Source organism: Nonomuraea sp. NPDC050153 (genome assembly GCF_044460125.1).
Classification (GTDB): Bacteria; Actinomycetota; Actinomycetes; order Streptosporangiales; family Streptosporangiaceae; genus Nonomuraea.
Map to the genome: position 1 here is coordinate 153,184 of NZ_JBITJQ010000016.1, position 19,387 is coordinate 172,570.

At 70.6% G+C, this 19,387-nt stretch carries 17 protein-coding genes; 15 read left to right on the forward strand and 2 right to left on the reverse strand.

What is annotated here, in order from left to right; genetic code table 11:
* Positions 1-61 precede the first annotated feature (61 nt).
* The 13 genes from ACIBQ1_RS33890 to ACIBQ1_RS33950 all read left to right on the forward strand — a co-directional run bounded on the left by ACIBQ1_RS33890 (position 62) and on the right by ACIBQ1_RS33950 (position 13,052).
* A complete protein-coding gene (locus tag ACIBQ1_RS33890) occupies positions 62-2,008 on the forward strand; it encodes a primary-amine oxidase (protein WP_397283378.1) in 1,947 nt (648 codons plus the stop codon).
* A 122-nt stretch (positions 2,009-2,130) separates the two neighbouring features.
* Positions 2,131-3,804, forward strand: coding sequence for an ABC transporter substrate-binding protein (locus tag ACIBQ1_RS33895; RefSeq protein WP_397283379.1), 1,674 nt, complete (start codon positions 2,131-2,133; stop codon positions 3,802-3,804).
* A complete protein-coding gene (locus tag ACIBQ1_RS33900; protein WP_397283380.1) occupies positions 3,797-4,636 on the forward strand; it encodes an ABC transporter permease in 840 nt (279 codons plus the stop codon). Before ACIBQ1_RS33895 ends, ACIBQ1_RS33900 begins: the two co-directional genes overlap by 8 nt.
* Positions 4,636-5,676 (forward strand): ABC transporter permease, encoded by a 1,041-nt coding sequence (locus ACIBQ1_RS33905; RefSeq protein ID WP_397283381.1) that lies wholly within the window; start codon positions 4,636-4,638, stop codon positions 5,674-5,676. Before ACIBQ1_RS33900 ends, ACIBQ1_RS33905 begins: the two co-directional genes overlap by 1 nt.
* 3 nt (positions 5,677-5,679) lie before the next feature.
* Complete coding sequence (locus tag ACIBQ1_RS33910; protein WP_397283382.1) at positions 5,680-6,363, forward strand: alpha/beta hydrolase; 684 nt, start codon at positions 5,680-5,682, stop codon at positions 6,361-6,363.
* The gene (locus tag ACIBQ1_RS33915; protein ID WP_397283383.1) at positions 6,360-7,370 is read left to right on the forward strand and encodes an ABC transporter ATP-binding protein; all 1,011 of its coding nucleotides are present in this window, start codon (positions 6,360-6,362) and stop codon (positions 7,368-7,370) included. The genes ACIBQ1_RS33910 and ACIBQ1_RS33915 overlap by 4 nt, the downstream gene beginning before the upstream one ends.
* On the forward strand, positions 7,367-8,344 hold the full coding sequence (locus ACIBQ1_RS33920) for an ABC transporter ATP-binding protein (RefSeq protein ID WP_397283384.1): 978 nt from the start codon (positions 7,367-7,369) through the stop codon (positions 8,342-8,344). The genes ACIBQ1_RS33915 and ACIBQ1_RS33920 overlap by 4 nt, the downstream gene beginning before the upstream one ends.
* Positions 8,341-9,105: an amidohydrolase family protein gene (locus ACIBQ1_RS33925; protein ID WP_397283385.1), complete on the forward strand. Its 765-nt coding sequence runs from the start codon at positions 8,341-8,343 to the stop codon at positions 9,103-9,105. Before ACIBQ1_RS33920 ends, ACIBQ1_RS33925 begins: the two co-directional genes overlap by 4 nt.
* Positions 9,102-9,593, forward strand: coding sequence for a hypothetical protein (locus ACIBQ1_RS33930; protein WP_397283386.1), 492 nt, complete (start codon positions 9,102-9,104; stop codon positions 9,591-9,593). Before ACIBQ1_RS33925 ends, ACIBQ1_RS33930 begins: the two co-directional genes overlap by 4 nt.
* 20 nt (positions 9,594-9,613) lie before the next feature.
* Entirely contained in the window at positions 9,614-10,435 is an 822-nt protein-coding gene (locus ACIBQ1_RS33935; protein WP_397283387.1) for a creatininase family protein, read from the forward strand.
* The gene (locus tag ACIBQ1_RS33940; protein WP_397283388.1) at positions 10,432-11,064 is read left to right on the forward strand and encodes a cyclase family protein; all 633 of its coding nucleotides are present in this window, start codon (positions 10,432-10,434) and stop codon (positions 11,062-11,064) included. The genes ACIBQ1_RS33935 and ACIBQ1_RS33940 overlap by 4 nt, the downstream gene beginning before the upstream one ends.
* 77 nt (positions 11,065-11,141) lie before the next feature.
* Positions 11,142-12,668, forward strand: coding sequence for a gamma-glutamyltransferase (locus ACIBQ1_RS33945; protein WP_397283389.1), 1,527 nt, complete (start codon positions 11,142-11,144; stop codon positions 12,666-12,668).
* A 150-nt stretch (positions 12,669-12,818) separates the two neighbouring features.
* Positions 12,819-13,052 (forward strand): hypothetical protein, encoded by a 234-nt coding sequence (locus ACIBQ1_RS33950; protein WP_397283390.1) that lies wholly within the window; start codon positions 12,819-12,821, stop codon positions 13,050-13,052.
* Between the two features lie 225 nt (positions 13,053-13,277).
* On the opposite strand, the gene ACIBQ1_RS33955 is transcribed toward ACIBQ1_RS33950, so the two are convergent.
* Positions 13,278-14,663 carry a glycoside hydrolase family 6 protein gene (locus ACIBQ1_RS33955; protein WP_397283391.1) on the reverse strand — a complete coding sequence of 462 codons (1,386 nt, stop codon included), beginning with the start codon at positions 14,661-14,663 and terminating at the stop codon, positions 13,278-13,280.
* 31 nt (positions 14,664-14,694) lie between these two features.
* Positions 14,695-16,884 (reverse strand): glycoside hydrolase family 9 protein, encoded by a 2,190-nt coding sequence (locus ACIBQ1_RS33960; protein ID WP_397283392.1) that lies wholly within the window; start codon positions 16,882-16,884, stop codon positions 14,695-14,697.
* 293 nt (positions 16,885-17,177) lie between these two features.
* On the opposite strand from ACIBQ1_RS33960, the gene ACIBQ1_RS33965 reads away from it, so the two are divergent.
* Together ACIBQ1_RS33965 and ACIBQ1_RS33970 are read left to right on the forward strand one after the other, a co-directional pair.
* Positions 17,178-18,461 (forward strand): ABC transporter substrate-binding protein, encoded by a 1,284-nt coding sequence (locus ACIBQ1_RS33965; protein WP_397283393.1) that lies wholly within the window; start codon positions 17,178-17,180, stop codon positions 18,459-18,461.
* Positions 18,448-19,386 (forward strand): carbohydrate ABC transporter permease, encoded by a 939-nt coding sequence (locus ACIBQ1_RS33970; RefSeq protein WP_397283394.1) that lies wholly within the window; start codon positions 18,448-18,450, stop codon positions 19,384-19,386. The genes ACIBQ1_RS33965 and ACIBQ1_RS33970 overlap by 14 nt, the downstream gene beginning before the upstream one ends.
* The last annotated feature ends 1 nt before the right edge of the window (position 19,387 follow it).

The window sequence follows — 19,387 nt, forward strand, 5'->3', positions numbered from 1 at the left end:
AAAGTGGATCCATTCTACAACAAATAGGATCCGTCATCTTGATGACAAGGAGTGCCGGAAGATGAGCTGCCACGCGAGCGACGACACGAGCGGCGGCGGGCGGTCGCGCCGTGGCCACCCGCTCGACCCGCTGAGTCCGGCGGAGATCGACGCCGCCGTCGCCGTCGCGCGTGCCGACGGCCGGCTCGGAGAGCGCGTCCGCTTCTGGGGCGCGACCCTCGACGAGGGGTTCGCCAGGGAGGTCGCCGCCGCCCGGGCCCCCGCGGGGCAGGTCAAAGTGGGCCTGGTCGCCATGGACCATGACGGGCCTGCCGCCTGGGAGATCGATGTCCTGCTGGGAGAGGAGCCGCGCTGCCTCGACTGGCGCCCGATCGACCCGCGGCGCCCCGGCATCACCTCCGAGGAGGCCAGGGCCGCGGCCCAGGCGTGCCGGCAGAGTCCGCTGTTCAAGGAGGCGATGGCCAGGCGCGGCATTCACGACGTGTCCCTGGTCATGATCGACCCGGAGTCGATGGGCGGCTTCGAGCCGGAGAAGTACAAGGACCGCAGGCTGACCTGGGGCACCGTCTGGCACCGTACGCACGAGGGCGACAACGGCTACGTCCGCCCCGTGCAGGGCGTGATCCCGATCATCGACATGCACACGATGGAGGTCCTGGAGGTCGAGGACCACGGCGTCGTGCCGGTCTCCGAGGAGGCGGGCCCGCTGGAGGCCGGCGGGTTCGGCCCGGACCGCCAGGGGCTGAAGCCGCTGGAGGTCGTGCAGCCCGAGGGGCCGAGCTTCGACGTGGACGGCTGGCAGGTCAGCTGGCAGGGCTGGCGGTTCCGGGTCGGCTTCACGCACCGGGAGGGGCTCGTCCTCTACGACCTGGCGTTCAAGGACCGGCCGGTGCTCAAACGGGCCGCCTGCAACGAGATGTACGTCCCCTACCTCGACGCCAACCCCACCCAATATCGCAAGAACTTCTTCGACTGGGGCGAGTACGGCGCCGGCCCGCTGACCAACTCCCTGGCCCTGGGCTGCGACTGCCTGGGCGTCATCCACTACTTCGACACCGCCTACCTCGGCGGCGACGGCACCGCCAGGACCATCCCGCAGGCCGTCTGCATGCACGAGGAGGACGACGGCGTCCTCTGGAAGCACAACGACCTGCGGCGCGGCGTCAGCCAGGTGCGCCGCTCGCGCCGCCTGATCATCTCCTGCTTCCAGACCGTGGCCAACTACGACTACGGCTTCTACTGGTCGCTCTACCAGGACGGCCGCGTGGAGCTGGAGATCAAGCTCACCGGCATGCTGTCCGCCTCCGGCATCGAGGAGGGCGAGGAGGTGCGCTACGGCCGGGTGGTCGCCCGCAACGTGCAGACCCCCGCACACCAGCACTACTTCGGCATCCGGCTGGACACGGCCGTGGACGGCCCGCTGAACCGGCTGGTCGAGGAGCACGCCGAGGGCGAACCCGACCCCGAGCTGGACCCGTACGGCAACGCGGTGCGCAACGTCCGCACGCCGCTGCTGAGCGAGTCGCAGGGGGCGCGCCGCACCGACCCCGCCAGCGGGAGGCACTGGCGGGTGGAGAGCGCGGCGCGGACGAACCGATACGGCGAGCCGACCGCCTACCGCCTGCTGCTGCCCAACACGACGCGTTCCTACGGCCGTCCCGGCTCGGTGATGGCCAGGCGGGCGCCGTTCATCCACCAGCACCTGTGGGCCACTCCCGCCGACCCGGCCGAGCGCTTCGTCGGCGGCCAATACCCCAACCACGCCGAGCCCGGAGAGGACGGCGTGCACGTCTGGCAGCGGCAGGACCGCTCGCTCGACGGCGTGGAACTGGTGCTGTGGCCGATCGTGGGCACGCATCACTTCCCGCGCCCGGAGCAGTGGCCGGTGATGCCGGTGGACCGGATCAAACTGGTGTTCGAGCCGGACGGCTTCTTCGACCGGAACCCGGCAATGGACATCCCCGATCCGTCCGCGACCAGCGGCGATTGCTGCCCGCCCGGGATTTAGGACATCAGACCTTAACATTCCGGATACATGGCAGTTCCGGAGACCCGAAACGATGTGTTTGGATCCAATTTTTCCTACATTAGATCCATCTAGGCCGCGCGGCGGAATCGAGGAGACCCCCCATGCCGGATCAGTCGCAGAACACAATGTCCCGGCCAGACCTCGACGAGCGGCAGGTGTCGCGCCGCACGCTGCTACGCGGCGCGGGACTGCTCGGCGTGGGCGTCGGTTTCGGCCTGACCGGATTGCTCAGCGCCTGCGGCATCGCCGCGGAGAACAAGGACGCGGCGGGGCAGCCGACCGGCGCCGCGGGCGGCACGCTCACGCTGGGCATCGACGCCACCAGCGCGGTCATCGACCCCGCGTTCTACACCTCGCTCGGCGACTGGATGGCCGTGGACTGCATCTGCCGCGGCCTCACCTTCATCTCCTTCGAGACCAACGAGCCCACCCCCGACCTGGCCGAGAGCTGGAAGGTCTCCGAGGACGAGCTCACCTACACCTTCGTGCTGCGCAAGGGCGTGACCTTCCACGACGGCACCACCCTCACCTCCGCCGACGTGCTGGCGAGCCTCAACCGCCAGTTCGACCCGAAGGACAAGACCCTGCCGAAGGGCGCCACCCGCCCGCTGGCCAGCCTCGGCGCGAACGTCGCCGCCCTGACCGCCGTGGACGAGGGCACGGTCAAGCTGGTGCTGAAGAAGCCGGACCGCACCGTGCTCGCCCGGCTGTCCGACATCGGCGGGCGGATCATCTCCAAGGCCGCACTCGCCAAGTACGGCGCCGACATCGGCAAGAACCTCGTGGGCACCGGCCCCTTCAAGTACTCGGCGGCGACCGCCGGGCAGTCCATCACGCTGGAGTCCTTCGACGGCTTCCGGCTGGGCAAGCCGCCCATCGACCGGCTGGTGCTGCGCCAGGTCCAGGATCCGTCGACCATCGTCAGCTCGCTGCTCAGCGGTGACCTGTCGGCGACCCAGTTCACGCCGTACTCGGCGGTAAGCCAGATGAAGCAGGACGACTCCGTCACCGTCCAGAACACCCCGCTCGGCTTCGACGCGATCCTGCTGATCGACGCGCGGCGCATCCCCGAGGTGAAGGTGCGCAAGGCCATCAACCTGGCCATCGACCGCGCCGCGATCGTGGCGCAGGCGTTCTTCGGCGTCGCCGCCGAACCCGTGGGCTACGCCATCCCGCCCTCCCAGACCAGCCACGACACCGGCCTGGCCGACCTCAGCGCGCACGACACCGCGGCGGCCAAGCGGCTCCTGGAGGAGGCCGGCGCGGTGGGACGCGAAGTGGGGCTGATGGCCGCCAGCGACAGCTGGCATCCCAAAGCCGCGCAGATCATCGCACAGAATCTCACCGACATCGGGCTGAAGGTGAAGACCGACTCGGTGGACCCGTCGACGTACTTCAGCCGCCTGGTGGACAAGAACGACGAGTTCCACGAGCTGATGATCTGGGAGCGCAACTCCTACATTCCCGACCCGGACAACATGGTCGGCTCGATGGCCAACCCGGCCGGACTGTACGGCAGCACGTTGTCGGGGCTGGACACCCTGGACGGCGCGGACACGCTCGCCGGCGAGCTGTTCGACGCGAAGAACCTGCCGGACGGCCCCGAGCGGACCAGCGCCTATTCAAAGATCCAGCGCCGCTGGGCCGAGGACTACATGGTGCTGTCCATGCTCGCCTATTCCACGAACCTCGTGGTCAGCAACTCCCAGGTGAAGGGCATGAACGTCAAGGCGCTGTCCAACCATCGCTGCTTCATGGAGCGGTCGAGTGTCTGAGCCCGCCGTCCTGGCCGGACGGTGGCGGGCGCGCCCCTTCGCCCGGTCCTGGCCGGCCGCGATCCCCTGGCTGGTGCTGGCCGCGCTGGCGCTGGTCGCGGTCGCCGGGCCGTTACTGGTCACCGCGGATCCGATACGCCAGACGAATCAGACGCTCCTGCCGATCGGCACGCCCGGCCACCTGCTCGGCACCGACGACCTGGGCCGCGACGAGTTGGCCAGGCTGGTGTACGGGGCGCGCCCGCTGCTGTCGGTGGCCTTCCTCGCCACGGCGCTGGCCGCCGTGCTCGGCACCGGGGTCGGGCTGGTCGCCGGGTTCGCGGGCGGCCGGACCGAGGGCGTGATCATGCGGTTCGTCGACTTCGCGCTGGCGTTCCCGTCGATCCTGCTGGTCATCCTGGTGGTCGCCGCGGCCGGTCCGGGCACCGTGAGCCTGGTGACCGCGATCGGCGTGTCGCTCGCGCCGGGCCTGGCCCGGCTCGCCAGGGCGCTCAGCGCGCGCGAGGCGGCCCGCGACTACGTGGTCGCCGCCAAGCTCGGCGGCACCCGCGCGCCCCGCATCATGATGCGGGAGATCCTGCCGAACATCGGCGGGCCGATGCTCGCACAGGTGGTCATGACCCTGTCGGTCGCCGCCGGGTACGCCGCCGGGCTGTCCTACCTCGGCCTGGGCATCCAGCCGCCGACCCCGGACTGGGGGTACATGGTGCAGGCCGGGCAGGAGTTCCTGTTCACCGCGCCGCGGCTGGTCGTGCTGCCCGCCGCGCTCACCCTGGTGCTCGTCGTCGCCTGCAACTTCGCCGGTGACGACCTGCGCGACGGGCTCGTGTGATGCGGGGATCGGGGCCCGCCGCCCTGGTGGCGCGCAGGCTGCTGGCCGTACCGGTGGTCCTGCTCGCGCTGAGCACGGCGGTGTTCCTGGCGATGCGGCTGCTACCGGGCTCTCCCGCGACCGCGCTGTCCGCCGGCGGCGGGCAGACGCTGACGGCCGCGGAGCTGTCCGCGAACGAGGCCCGCGTCAGCCAGGCACTCGGGCTCGACCAGCCGATCCTGACGCAGTACCTGCGCTTCCTCGGCGATCTGGCGCGGCTCGACCTCGGCTCGTCCTTCTACGGCTCGAACGACGTTCTCGGCCTGCTGGCCGGGGCGCTGCCGGCCACCATCGAACTGACCCTGGCGGCGATGGCCATCGCGGTGCTCCTGGGCGTGATCAGCGGCGTGGTCGCGGCGCTGCGCAGAGGCACCTGGATCGACACCTCGGTCAGGACGGTGGCGACGGTGAGCTTCTCGCTGCCGTGGTTCGCGCTGGGCGTGCTCGGCGTCGTGGTGTTCGGGGTGTGGCTGCGCTGGCTGCCGGTCATCGGCCGGCTGCCGAACGCGCTGGACTACCGCCCGACCACGAACTTCGTGCTGCTCGACGCGATCTTGCAGGACCGCCCCGAGCTGGTGGGGCCATGGCTGCAGCACCTGATCCTGCCGGCGACCACGCTGGCCCTGTCGATGGCCGGGTTCATCACCCGGATCGTGCGGGCCTCGGTGCTGGAGGTCCTCGGTGACGAATTCGTCCGGACCGCGCGGATGAAGGGCCTGGCCGAGGGCGCCGTGGTGCGGCGGCACGTGCTGCGCAACTCCTGGCTGCCCATCGTGACCGTGCTGGGCCTGCAGTTCGGCTCGCTGCTCGGCGGCTCGGTCATCACCGAGACCGTCTTCTCCTATCCCGGGGTCGGGAGCCTGCTCGTGGACGGCGTGCTGCAGCGCGACTACCCGGTCGTCCAGGGCGCCGCGCTGGCCATCGCCCTGCTCTTCACTCTGGTCAACGTCGCGGTGGACCTGTTCTACCTGGTCCTGGACCCGCGTCTGAGGAAAGGATGACCCTTGGAGATCATTTTGGTGCATGGCGCCGGCGGCCGCCCGACCACGTGGTCCGCGGTGGCCCCGCTGCTGACCGCACAGGGCCATGACGTGGTCACGGTGACCAATCCGATGACCTCGCTGGAGGACGACGTCGCCAACACCCTCGCGGCGGTCGAGGACACAACAGGGCCGGTCCTGCTGGTCGGCCACTCCTACGGCGGCGCTGTCATCACCAACGTCGGCCGGCACCCGCGGGCACGCGGCCTGGTCTACATCGCGGCCTTCGCCCCCGACGAGGGTGAGTCGGTGACCGAGATCGTGGAGCGGTACGAGCCCGCGGAGATCTCCAAGTACATGCGCCGTGGCGCCGGCGGCGACTGGAAGTCCGAGCCGGACGCGGCGTTCTGGGCGGAGATCGGCTGGGACCTGTCGCCGGAGCAGCGCGCCGTCGTCCAGGCCGAGGGCCGCGCCGCCGAGGATCTGATCTTCAAGCAGGCGACCGGCATACCCGCCTGGCGGACGCTGCCGAGCTGGTACCTGCTCGCCGAGCAGGACCGTACGCTGCGTCCGGAGATCCAGGCCGACATGGCGGAACGGATGGGCGCGACCCTGGAACGCGTGCCGGGCAGCCACTACACGACGCTCGTCCATCCGGAGCGGGTGGCCACCATGATCACCACGGCCGCCGCCACAGTGACATCGTGAGTGATCCCGTACTGGAGGTGCGCGGCCTGCGCGTCGAGTTCGACGTGCCGGGCGGCAGGCTGCCCGCCGTCGCCGGGGTGGACCTGACGCTGGGCCGAGGGGAGATCCTCGCGCTGGTGGGCGAGTCGGGCTCGGGCAAGTCGGCGCTGTCGATGAGCCTGGTGGGGCTCAACCGCGGCCCGCGCACGCACATCAGCGGCGAGGTGTCCTTCGGCGGCAGGAACCTCGTCGAGGCGCCCGAATCCGAGCTGCGCCTGGTACGCGGAAAGGAGATCGCGGTGGTCTTCCAGGACGCGCTCGCCGCCCTGAACCCGCTGCACCGGGCGGGCGCGCAGGTCGCCGAGATGATCCGGACGCACCGCGACGTCTCGCGCGCGGCGGCCTGGGACCGGTCGGTCGAGCTGCTCGGTGAGGTCGGCATCGCCGGTCCGCGCGAGAGCGCCAGGGCCTACCCGCACCAGCTCTCCGGCGGCATGCGGCAGCGGGTGATGATCGCGATGGGGCTGGCCAACGACCCGGCCGTGCTCATCGCCGACGAGCCCACGACCGCGCTGGACGTCACGATCCAGGCGCAGGTCCTGCGGGTGCTCGGACGGCTGCGCGCCCACCACGGGACGTCGATCATCATCATCACCCACGACCTGGGCGTGGTCGCCGAGATCGCCGACCGGGTCGCGGTGATGTACGCGGGCGGGATCGTCGAGCAGGGAACCCGCCAGGAGGTGCTGTTCGCTCCGCAGCACCCGTACACGATGGGGCTGCTGGCCTCGGTGCCGCCGATCGACGGGCCGATCGCCGCGCGGCTGCCCGCCATTCCCGGCAGCCCGCTGACCGGGATCGACCGGCCGGTCGGCTGCGCCTTCGCACCGAGGTGCGCGTTCGCGCACGACGCGTGCGCCACGCGGCCCGCCCTGACGCGGCGTTACGGCGGCCCCGGCCATCTGGACGCCTGCGTGCTGGACGAGCCGGCACGGGCGGCTTCGCGTGTCGAGGGGAGCCGATCATGACAGTGCCGATCATGACAGTGCCGCTCATCCGGGCCGAGGGACTGCGCGTGGAGTACCCGGGGCGGTCCGGCGGGAAGGTCCGGGCGCTCAGGGACGTCGACCTGGAGATCTTCGAGGGAGAGACGCTGGGTCTGGTCGGCGAGTCCGGCTGCGGCAAGTCCACACTCGGGCGGGCGCTGCTGCGGGCCCTCGAACCGGCCGCGGGACGAATCGAGTTCCTCGGGTTGGACATCACCCGGCTGCGCGGACGGGCTTTCCGGCGGATCAGGGCCGACCTGCAGATGGTGTTCCAGGACCCGTTCGGCTCGCTGAACCCGCGCCGGCGGGTCGCCGACATCGTCGCCGAGCCGTTGCTGCGGGCCCGTGGCGCGACCCGCGCCGAGGCGGCTGTCGCGGCCGGCGAACTGCTCGACCTGGTCGGCCTGGGAAAGGAGGCGGGGCTGCGCAGGCCCGGCGAGTTCTCCGGCGGCCAGCGGCAGCGGATCGGCATCGCCCGCGCCCTGGCCTCCTCCCCGCAGTTCGTGGTGGCCGACGAGCCGGTCTCGGCGCTGGACGTGTCGATCCAGGCGCAGGTCGTCAACCTGCTGTCGGACCTCGTCCGCGACCGCGGTCTGACGATGCTGTTCATCTCCCACGACCTGGGCGTGGTCCGGCACATCGCCGACCGGGTCGCGGTCATGTACCTGGGGCAGATCATCGAGATCGCCGCCCGGGACGACTTCTTCGCCGCCCCCGCGCATCCCTACAGCCAGGCCCTGCTGTCGTCCGTGCCGACCCTGCGCGCCAGTGGCCGGCGGGAACGGATTGTGCTCGACGGGGATCTGCCGGACCCGGCGAACCCGCCACGCGGCTGCCTGTTCAGCACCCGCTGCCGGGACGTCGTGGAGCGATGCCGTACGAGCAGGCCGGAATTGCGTGAGATCGAACCGGGGCGCAGCGTCCGCTGCCACCTGGTGAAGGAGGCTGACAGTTGATCATTGACGCGTACAACACCACGCAGGACGTGCGCGGCAGGTCCGACTACCTGACCGGTGCGCGCCCCGGCGAGGCGCCGCCGCCGCACGTGCCCTTCGACCCGCGGCGGATCCTCGACAGGATGGACGCGGCCGGTGTCGACATGGCCATGGTCTGCTCGCTCGCCCAGCGCGTCGAGAACGACTTCATCATCAGCCTGACCAGGGCGCACCCGGACCGCCTGTTCGGCTTCGGCCAGGTGCTGCCCCAGGCCGACGACGTTCTCGACGAGATCGACAGGATCGCCGACGCCGGGCTGCCCGGTCTCAAGCTGCACCCGAGCCTGCACGGCTACCACGTCGCCGACCACGGGCTGCTGGACCCGGTGTTCGAGGCGTGCGCGCGGCGCGGCCTGATCGTGCTGATCAACGCTCTGGACGACGCCTTCTGCGCGCCGCTGGCCATCGAGGAGATCGCCCGCGACCACCCCGGCGTGCCGACGATCATCGCCCACATGGGCGCGGTGTGGAACGTACCGGAGGCGATCATCGTCGCGGAGCGCCGGTCGCATGTCTACCTGGAGACCTCGGCCACGTTGATGAGCGACGTGAAGCGGGCATACGCCCGGCTGGGGCCGGAGCAGATCCTGATGGGCAGCGAGTGGCCGGGCTCCGACTTCGACCTGGAACGCATGAAGATCGCCAAGGCGATCCCGGACGAGAAGGACCGGGCGCTGGTGGAGGGCGGCAACATGGCCAGGCTGCTGGGACTCGGCACGTGAGCGGCGACCCGGCGCGGCCGGTGGCCCCTGGCGCCATGAGCGTCGGCCGGGTGCGGTCCGTGATCTCGCCCGCCACCATGGCCCCGCGGGACGTGGAGTTGCTGGAGGTGGCGCAACGACTGCTCGCCCGGGTGTGGAAGCACGGCAGGCACGAGGTGGCCACGGCGCTGCGCACCGTGGACGGCGCCGTCCACACGGGCGTGCACGTCGAGGGCTCCTGCCGGCGTAGCTCGATCTGCGCGGAGGGCGTGGCCCTGGGCACGGCTCGGGGCGCGCTCGCCCCGGACGCGCCCCTGCTGGTGGAGAGCGTCGTGTCCGTGCAGATCAAGCCCGCGGAACAGTTCAGGATCATCGCCCCGTGCGGCGTGTGCAGGGAGCTGATCAGCGACTACAGCCCGGACGCCACCGTCTGGATCACGGCGGGAGAGACCGTGACCGCGATGCGCGCGCTGGACCTGCTGCCGGAGAAGAGCCGCCGCGCATGGTGATCCCGGAGGAGAGGAAGCACATGACCGTACCGCCCACCGACCTGGATGTCCCCGCACTCGCCGCCGAACTCGGCGGCACCGGCCGCCCGCTGCTCTGGGAGGAGCTGACCTGGCCGGAGGCGGGGGACACCGCCGCCGGGCTGGACGCGGTGATCATCCCGGTCGGCGCGACCGAGCAGCACGGCCCGCACCTGCCGCTCGCCGTCGACACGCTGATCTGCCAGGCGGTCGCGCTCGGCGTCTCGGCCCTGACGGGCGTGCCCGTCGTACCGCCGCTCGCCTTCGGCGTGTCCGCCTCGCACGGCGACTTCGCCGGAACGGTCGCGCTGCGCCCCGAGACGCTCATCGCCGTCGTGGAGGACGTCATCGACTCGCTGCACGCCTCGGGTGTCCGCCAGTTCGTGCTGCTCAACGGCCACATCTGGAACAACGGCTCGCTCGACGTGTCCGCCGAGAAGCTACGCGTGCGGCACCGCGACTCTCGGGTCAGAGCACTCGGGTACGTCACCATGTATCCCGGTCCGGAGGTGGACGGGCATGTCCGGTACGGCCGGGCCTTGATGCACGCCAACTACTTCGAGACCTCCGTCATGCTGCACCTGCATCCCGAACTGGTCCGGATGGACCGGGTGACCTCCCACGTCGACGTGGACTCCTTCTGGGACTACCGGATGGACCAGGTCAGCGAGACCGGGGTCTGGGGCCGCGACGTGGCCGAGGCGAACGCGGAACACGGGGCGGCGGAGTTCGGCCGTTGCGTGCTGACGACCGCACGAGCCGTCGCCGCCGCCGTACGCGAGCCCTGGCCCGACCCCGCTCACCGACCGGGAGACACGAAGTGAAGATCTACGACATCACCCTGCCCATTCACCCTCAGATGCTGCACTGGGGCCGCAAACCCGAGGTCGAGGTGGTGGAGTCCCTGGCCAACGGCGACGCCTCGAACGTCACCCGCTGGCGCCTCGGCGCCCACACCGGCACGCACGTGGACGCGCCCGCACATTTCGTTGACGGCGCCACCCCCATCGACGAGGTCTCGCTGCAGACCCTGGTCGGCCCGGCTCTGGTCGTGGACCTGACACATGTGCAGGGCGACGTCGAGATCGCCCATCTGGAGGCGGCGGGCGTGGCCGAGCAGCGCCGGGTGCTGCTGAAGACGGCCAATTCGGCGGGGCCGCTGAAGGAGACCGAGCGGGCGCCGCACTGGGTGGGCCTGTCTCCGGAGGCGGCAGGCTGGCTGGTCGATCGGGGGGTGGAGCTGATCGGCATCGACTACCTGACCATCGAGAGCCATCACCGTACCGACACCTGGGACGCCCACCACGCCTTGCTGGAGGCCGGGGTGCTGATCCTGGAGAACGCGGACCTCGACCGGGTGGAGGCGGGGACGTACGAGCTGGTGTGCCTGCCGGCGAAGCTGGTGGGCGCGGACGGATCGTTCGCCCGCGCGATCCTGATCGACCGGAGCTGACCGGGATGGCGTCAAGCGGCGCGGAATGGGCGGGCATGCGGGCCGGCCGGAAGAGTCCGGACGTCACGCCGAATCAGGTGGGTGATGGGATCGCCATCGCGGCGCCGCATCGGGCGGGCGTGGCGGCGGCGCGGGAGGTCGTCGCGGCCGGGGGCGGGGCGGTGGACGCGGCGCTCGCCGCGGCGGCGGCACTGACCGTCGCCTACCCCCACCAATGCTCGGCAGGCGGCGATCTGGTCGCGTTGACACGCACCGCGGACGGCGAGGTACGGGCCGTGCTGTCGGTGGGCGCCGCGGCCCAGGCGATCGACGTGGCGGCACTGCGCGCCGCATCGCCGCGAATGCCGCCGGGCGGCCCGCTGACCGTGACCGTTCCCGGGGTCGTCGCCGGTTGGGCGGCGCTGGCGAACCTCGGCGGCCGGCTGCCTCTCGACCGGATACTGGCACCTGCGGTGGCGCTCGCCCGAGACGGCGTGGCGTTGAGCGACGGCCTGGCCAGAGCCATCCGGGCCAGGCTCGACGTCGTCAGAGCCGACCCGGGGCTGGCCGGACTCCTGCTCGGCCCGGATGGCGACCCGCTACCGACCGGCGCCACTCTCCGCCAGCCCGCCCTGGCCGCGACCCTGGAGGCGGTGGCCGCGGACTGGCGCTCGTTCTACACCGGCGAGGTGGCGAAGCGCCTGGTCGCAGGCTTGCGCAAGCTGGGCTCCCCGCTGCGGGCGAGCGACTTCGCCGCCCACCGGGCCGAGACGTGCGAGCCGCTGCGGTGCGAGGCCGACGGCCTGACCTGGTGGGCGGCCCCGCCCCCGAGCCAGGGCGTCTCCCTGCTCGCCGTACTCACCGCGACGGATTCGCACCCGGCCGGGCGGCGTGGGCAGACCCTGCTCGCGACGGCACGGACGGCCGAGTCGCGCAGGGACGCGCTGCTCGGCGACCCGAGGATGGGCCCGATCGACGTGGACGGCCTGCTGCTGCGCACGGAACGCACCGTGGACCACCTGCCCCCCGGGCCGAAACCCGCCGGGGACACCGTGGCGATCACCGCCGTGGCCGCGGACGGCAGCGCGGTCACGCTGATCCAGAGCGTGTTCCAGAGCTTCGGATCCGGCCTGCTCGAACCGTCCACCGGAGTGGTCCTGCACAACCGCGGCTCAGCCTTCAGCCTGGTGCCGGGCCATCCCGGCGTGGCGCGCCCGGGAGCCCGGCCGCCGCACACGCTCTGCCCCGTTCTCGCCACCGGCACCGAGAACGTGGTGGCGCTCGGCTGTCAGGGAGGCCGGGCGCAGCCCTGGATCCTGGCGCAGGTGGCCGGCGACGTGGCGGGCGCAGCTGACCTGTCCGCGCTCCTGGCCCGCCCCCGCTGGGTGATCGGCTCACGCGACCTGGGCCTTGACGACCCGACCCTGGTGCTCGAACCCGGCGCGCCCGACGCGGACGCCCTGGCGACCACGGCCCGCGACCTCGGACTCGCGCTCGCCGAACTGCCGGCGCTCCATGACGACGCGGGCCATGTCCAGGTGGCCCGGCTGGGTCCAGGCGGGCTCGCCGCGGCCAGCGACCTCAGAGCGGACGGCGCCGCCTTGGTGATCGGCACCGGACCGTGACGGACGGCGTGCTCTTCATCGAGCACGGCATCGGACCGCACCCGTGTGGCCCGTCCCAGCCGCTTGCGCCAGGGCTTGCCGGCCAACGCAATGAGCCCGAACCGTGGCCATTCGCCATTCTGGGGGTGGACGGGCGGGGATCCAGCGCCGATGCTGGGGTGCAGTAGCGTCGAGATCACCGGCCGACTGGAGATGCGCATGCAGACCCGTACCTGGACTCGCCGTACCGCCGCGTCGGCAACCGCTCTGGTCGCCCTGCTGGCGCTGTGCACCACCCCGGCCAGTGCGAACGCCGCGTCGTCCGCGAACACGAACGTGGTCCGCCCGCCGCAGTGCGCCATGGTGCTGGCCGATGGCGAATCGGGCGCCAAGCGCCCGGTGTGAGGTTCGCCTGCCGGCCCGGGCCGGTGGAGGTAGGAGGTTGCTGCGGGTGCCGCAGGGCACCCGCAGCAACAGCGGGATCAACGGATGCACCGAGTGCCCGGCTCGTCGGCGACCTCGCGCCGGCGGCGCAGCTCTTCGACGGTCATGCCGTGGCACTCGGTCATCCAGGTGATCACTCTCGCTTCACTGCTTCTCCGGCTCTGATCTTTGCGGACCAGCCTCGGGTCACGTGCCGTCGATCAGCCGGATGGCGAGGTCCGGGCTGAACGTTCCGGCGGGCACGTTCGGCGCGATGCCGCAGTTGCCGTCCGAGTCGCCGGGAACCTTGACCCACAGCAGCATCTCGGCGCCGCCGCCGGTCTGCGCGGTGGTGCCGAGTTTGCGGCCTGCGGGGTTGCACCATTCGCCGTTGGAGCCGTTGCCGTTGCGGCTGGTGTCGATCACGAACTTGGCGGTGCCGCCGAGCGCCGAGTTGATCGCGTTGCCGTACGTGGCCGACTGGCTGGTGGTGTAGTAGTTGGAGACGTTCACGGAGAAGCCGCGGACGTTGGCGACGCCCACGCTGCTCAGCCGGGAGGCCATGGTGGCCGGTGCCGTCCAGCCGGCGTTGCCCGCGTCGAGGTAGGCCCAGGTGTTGGCGGCCTTGTCGCGGAACTGTTCGGTGGCGTAGGTCAGCATGCGAATGCGTTCCTGGCGGGCCGTCTCGCTCATGCAGTCGAAGTCGCCGAGGGAGTCGGGCTCGATGACGACGACCGCGGGGCGGTTGCCGATGCCGGAGGCGAACGCGGAGATCCACGTCTTGTACGCCGCTTCGGTGCCGGCGCCGCCACCGGAGTGACCGCCGCACGCGTCACGGCCGGGAATGTTGTAGGCGACCAGGACCGGCAGTTTGTCGGCGCTGTCGGCCGCGCCCACGAAGCCGGAGACGGCGGCGGCGATGTCGCCGCTCCAGTTGCCGAACCACCGGGCCATCGGCTTGGAGCCGATCGAGGACTGGATGCGGGCCGCCCGGGAGTCGCCGGAGTTGTTGCGTACCCAGACCGCGGGGTTGGAGTCGGGGTCGACGTAGAAGCCGCTCGTCATGCCGATCGGCCCGGACCCCGACGTCGTCTCGGTGAGGGAGACGTTGTCGAGGTAGACGGTGTGGGCGACGTTCTTGCCGAGCTGGAACGACACCTGTCCGGCCGCCGTGCTCAGGCTGGAGGTGAAGGGGAAGCTGAAGCGCTTGCTCGTCGTGGTGAGCGCGATCGTCTGCGTCAGGGTGTTGGTGTACGGGCTGTCGGCCAGTTGCACGGTGGTGACCGCGCTGACCGAGGCGGAGGCGGCGGCGTCGAACGACAGCGTGTAGGCCTTGCCGCTGGTCAGCGTGATGTTGTTCTGGGCCACCATGGCGTCCCACGGGTTGGCCGTGCCACCGGTCACGTTGACACGCAGCCGCCCGGTGTCCACCGCCATGGAGGTGTTGGAAGAGTTCCACCATGGCGTGGTGCCGCTGCTGAAGGTGCCGTTGACCACCAGCTCGGTCGCGGCGGTGGCGGGCGTGGCGACGGCCGCCGACAGGGCGGTCACCGTGGCGGCCGTGATCGCTGCCAACCGGGTTAACACTCGCATGTACTGCTTTCCTTTCTTCGGGGATCCCCTGTCACAGGGAGTCGGTGAAAGCGGCGATCCAGGCAAGGGATGAGTTCCAGTTGATCGCCACCTCGTTGGTGGACCAGGAGCCGAGGTCGTCGATGTAGCACTTGGCCGGCGTGCAGCCGGCGAGGTTGCGCTGGGCGACCGGGTCCTGGAGGCCGGAATTGGGGCCTCCGGCCAGGGAGCCGGGGGCGGGGGCGGGGAGGCTCGGGTCGATCTGGTGGGCCCAGAATCGGTGGTGCTGGTTGTGGCTGGCGCGCTCGCCGTATCCGGTGACGTAGGACTGGTTGAGCGCGTTGCGTCCGAGCAGGTAGTCCATCGACTCCAGGACCGCTTCGCGGTAGCGGCGGTCGAGGGTGAGGTCGTAGGCCGTCGCCATGATCATTGCGCTGTTGGTGGTGGCGCTGGTCGAGCCCCAGACGTACTTTCCGTCGGCCGGCAGGTAGGGGTTGGCGTAGCCCTGGGCGTTCATGTCGCGTACGTGGCGGTCGGCGACGGACAGCACCCGCCTGCGTGCGGCGGCGGACATGGCGGCCGGGAAGCGGCCGGGCAGCCGGGCGACGGTCAGGTCGGCCAGCGCGCCGGTCGACTGCCAGGAGAACCCGTCCGCGGTCAGTTTCGTGGTGACGAAGGGCAGGTAGGAGCGCTTCCCGGTGGTCGCGTACAGTTCGGCGGCAGCCCAGGAGAACTCGTCGGAGACGTCGGTGTCGTCGTAGGCGCCCCCGCCCTCGCCGCCGGGCGGTGCGTAGAGGTCGGGATGCGCACGGGCCGCCCGCCAGGCGGTCTCGGCGGCCTCAAGGCACCGCCGGGCGAACGCGCGGTCCCATGCCTTCCAGATCCGGGCACACTGGGCGCCGGCCGCGGCGAGGTTGAGCGTCGCGGCGGTGGAGGGCGGGTAGAGGTAGCGCGGCTGGGCGTCCAGGTGGGGGATCGTCGGGTGCCCGGTCCACGCGGCGTCGTGCATCTTGTGGTGGACCAGGCCGCTGGCGGGCACCTGCATGCGAAGCAGGAACTCCACCTCCCAGCGCGCCTCGTCGAGCACGTCCGGGACGCCGTTGCCGGCCTCGGGGATGCGCAGCAGGCCGTCGCGCGTCCCCTCCCGATCGTTCTGCCTGAGCGAGCGCTCGTAGAGGTCCATGAGCTGCCAGGCGGCGAGCGCGCCGTTGACCACGTACTTGCCGTGGTCGCCCGCGTCGTACCAGCCTCCGCGCACGTCCAGCGTGTGGTCGCAGGTGCCCGGCAGGCACGGGACGCGGGTGTCCCCCTGGTTGGGCGCGACGCCGAGGTGCCCGGCGGGCCTGGCGTAGGCGTCGCCGACGTACGCGGCCTCGATCGGGATGCCGCTGCGGTTGTGGTAGAAGTACGCCAGCGCGTCCCTGCGCAGCCCGTCGTACAGGTCGTCGCCGAGGTCGAAGGGCAGGCTGACCTGGTCGCCGACCGCGAGCGTGTAGCCGGTGCCCGCCTTGCGGACGGACGAGAAGTCGGCCACGTGGACCTGGTCGCCGGACATCGCGTCGGCGCCGTGCACCCGGGTGCGGCCCCGGGCCACGGCTGTGCCGCGGGCGTCGAGCAGCCGCCATTCCAGCGGCTCCGTCCCGGGGTTGACGATCGTGGCGCGCTTGGGGCCCGAGATCGCGTAGCCGTGCTGGTTGACCCGCACCGGCGAGCCGAGATCCCGGACGCCGCCGGGCGGGAGCACCCCGCCGACCAGGGAGATCTCGTCCAGGCAGAGCGTGTACGGCTCCGTGGCGCCGCCCATCTGGAAGCTCAGCTGTCCGTGCGAGTCCGTGACGTTCGATGTCGCGGTGTACTCGAACGTGCGCGGCGTGGCTGTCAGCTCGGGCCGTTGGTCCAGGGGAGTGGTGTACGGCGGGCCGGCGAGCTGGACGGTGGTGCGGATGGTGACGTCCCGGCTGGCGGAGGCGGTGAAGCGGAGCGTGTACGGCTGGCCGTCCTCCAACGGGACGTCGTTCTGGCCGATCATGGAGTCCCACGGGTTCGTCGTCCCGGCGGGGACGTCGGCGCACAGCCGGCCCGATTCGACGCGTGACGGGGTGTTCTGGCTGCTCCACCAAGGGTCTTTGCCGCTGTCGAAGCTGCCGTTCAGGAGCCTTTCGTAGGAGTCGGCGTGCGCGGGGGACGCGAGGCCGGCGAGGAGGAGGACACAGGCCGCGGACAGCCTGAGTGTGGCGGACATACCGGGACCTTTCAGGTCGCTGGACAGATCGTCCCCGGCACACCACGGCGTCAGTGCCGAATCCTCTGCCGGAGCGCCGCGAGCTGTCAACCGTTTCGCAGAGATTGAACCTTGCTTTCGTCGCCCCCTTCTCAGCGGTGCGACAATCCCCTAACATCGGCTGGGAGCGCTCCCAATAATGCGCACAAAATCTGCTAGAACACCGACACAATCCGCGGCGTCAACGCAGGTAGTCGAGTGTATCCAGCGGCTCCATCCCTCTGGAACCGCTCCCGAAAGCAGGGAGAAATGACATGACGACAAGGCTGGCGCGGCCCCTGATCGCCGCCACCCTCACCGGCCTGCTCGCGGCCTGCGGTACCGGCACACAGACGCCGGACACCGCGACGCAGGGAAAGACCACTCTGGTGGTCAAGACCTTCAGCGAGTTCGGCTACGAGGAGCTCTACAAGCAGTACGAGGCCGCCCATCCCGGAATAACGATCAAGCAGGAGAGCATCGCCCAGCTCGGCGACTACCTGCCCAAGCTGCAGCAGTGGATGGCCTCGGGCAGCGGAGCCGGAGACGTGGTCGCGCTGGAGGAGGGCATCCTCATCCAGTTCATGGCCAAGCCCGAGCAGTTCGTGAACCTTCTCGACCACGGAGCCGGGTCGCTGAAGGCCGATTTCCTGGAATGGAAGTGGAAGCAGGCGCTCACGAACGACGGCGCCAAACTCGTCGGGCTCGGCACCGACGTCGGCGCGCAGGGCATGTGCTACCGGACAGACCTGTTCGCCAAGGCCGGGCTGCCCACCGATCGGGAGAAGGTCGGCGAGCTCTGGCCGACCTGGGACGCCTACCTCGCCACCGGGCAGAAGTTCGCTCAGGCCAAGACGGGAGCGCACTTCTTCGACTCGGCCGGGGGCATCTATCAGAACATCCTGATGCAGCAGGGCGACCACACCTACTACGACACCTCCAACAACCTGGTGATCGACACCAATCCCGGGGTGAAGGCGGCCTGGGACCAGGCGGTCAAGATGGTCCAGGGCGGGCTGTCGGCGAATCTCGCGCAATGGAGCCCGCAGTGGAACGCGGGGTTCAAGAAGGGCACCTTCGCCACCATCCCGTGCCCGTCCTGGATGCTCGGCGTCATTGAGGAGCAGGCGGGGCCGGAGAACGCCGGCAAGTGGGATGTGGCGCGCGTGCCGGGCGACGGAGCCGTTCGCGGCGGCTCGTTCCTGGCGGTGCCGACGCAGAGCAAGCACCAGAAGGAAGCAGCCGAGCTGGTGAAGTTCCTCACCAGCCCGAAGGGGCAGGTCGCGGCGTTCAAGGCCAAGAGCAACTTCCCCTCGTCGCCGCAGGCCATCGACGATCCGGCGGTGCAGGGCTTCGTCAACGACTACTTCAACAACGCTCCCGTCGGGAAGATCTTCGGAGCCAGCGCGAAGGCGCTCAAGCCGGTCTACCTGGGGCCGAACAACAACCCCGTCGGTGACCGCGTCGGCAACGCGCTGATGGCCGTGGAGCAGGGCAAGCTCCAGCCGGACGCGGCGTGGGCCAAGGCTGTCGAGGACGCCAAGCGTGCTGCGAAGTAGCAAGGCGCCGTCCGCCGCGCACGCGAGGTCGAGGGCGGGGCTGCGCTCCCGCCTCGACCTGGTGGGCTCGCCCTACCTCTTCGTGGCGCCGTTCTTCGTGATCTTCGGGGTCTTCGGGCTCTTCCCGTTGCTGTACACCGCGTGGGTCTCGTTGCACGACTGGGACCTGGCAGGGAACGCGGGGTTCGTCGGGCTGGCGAACTACGCGGAGCTGTTCGCCGACCCCGACTTCTGGAACGCGGTCGTCAATACACTCGGCATGTTCGTGCTGGCCACGGTGCCGCAGTTGCTCCTGGCACTGGTCGTGGCGAGCCTGCTCAACCAGCGGCTGCGCGCGCTGACATTCTTCCGGATGGGGGTGCTCGCGCCGATCGTCACCTCGGTGGCGGCGGTGGGCATCGTGTTCAGCCAGATCTTCGACCGCGACGCCGGCATGGCCAACGGCCTGCTCGCCCTGCTGGGGGTGGACCCGGTGGACTGGCGGGCGGACAAGTGGTCGTCCTGGCTGGCGATCTCGGTCATGGTCGATTGGCGATGGACCGGCTACAACGCGCTGATCTTCCTGGCCGCGATGCAGTCGGTGCCGCGGGACGTGTACGAGGCGGCGGCCATCGACGGCGCCTCCAAGGTCAGGCAGTTCTGGGGCATCACGGTGCCGCTGATCCGGCCGGCGATCCTGTTCGCCGTGATCATCTCGACCATCGGCGGCATGCAGCTGTTCACCGAGCCGCTCATCTTCGGCCAGGGCGGCTACGCCATCTCCGGCGGCAGCCTGCGGCAGTTCCAGACCGTGGCCATGTACATGTTCGAGAAGGCCTTCAGGGACTTCGACTACGGCTACGGATCGGCCGTCGCCTGGATGATCTTCCTGCTCATCGTGGTCTTCGCTCTGGTCAACTTCCTGGTCACGCGGAGAGCGAGATAGC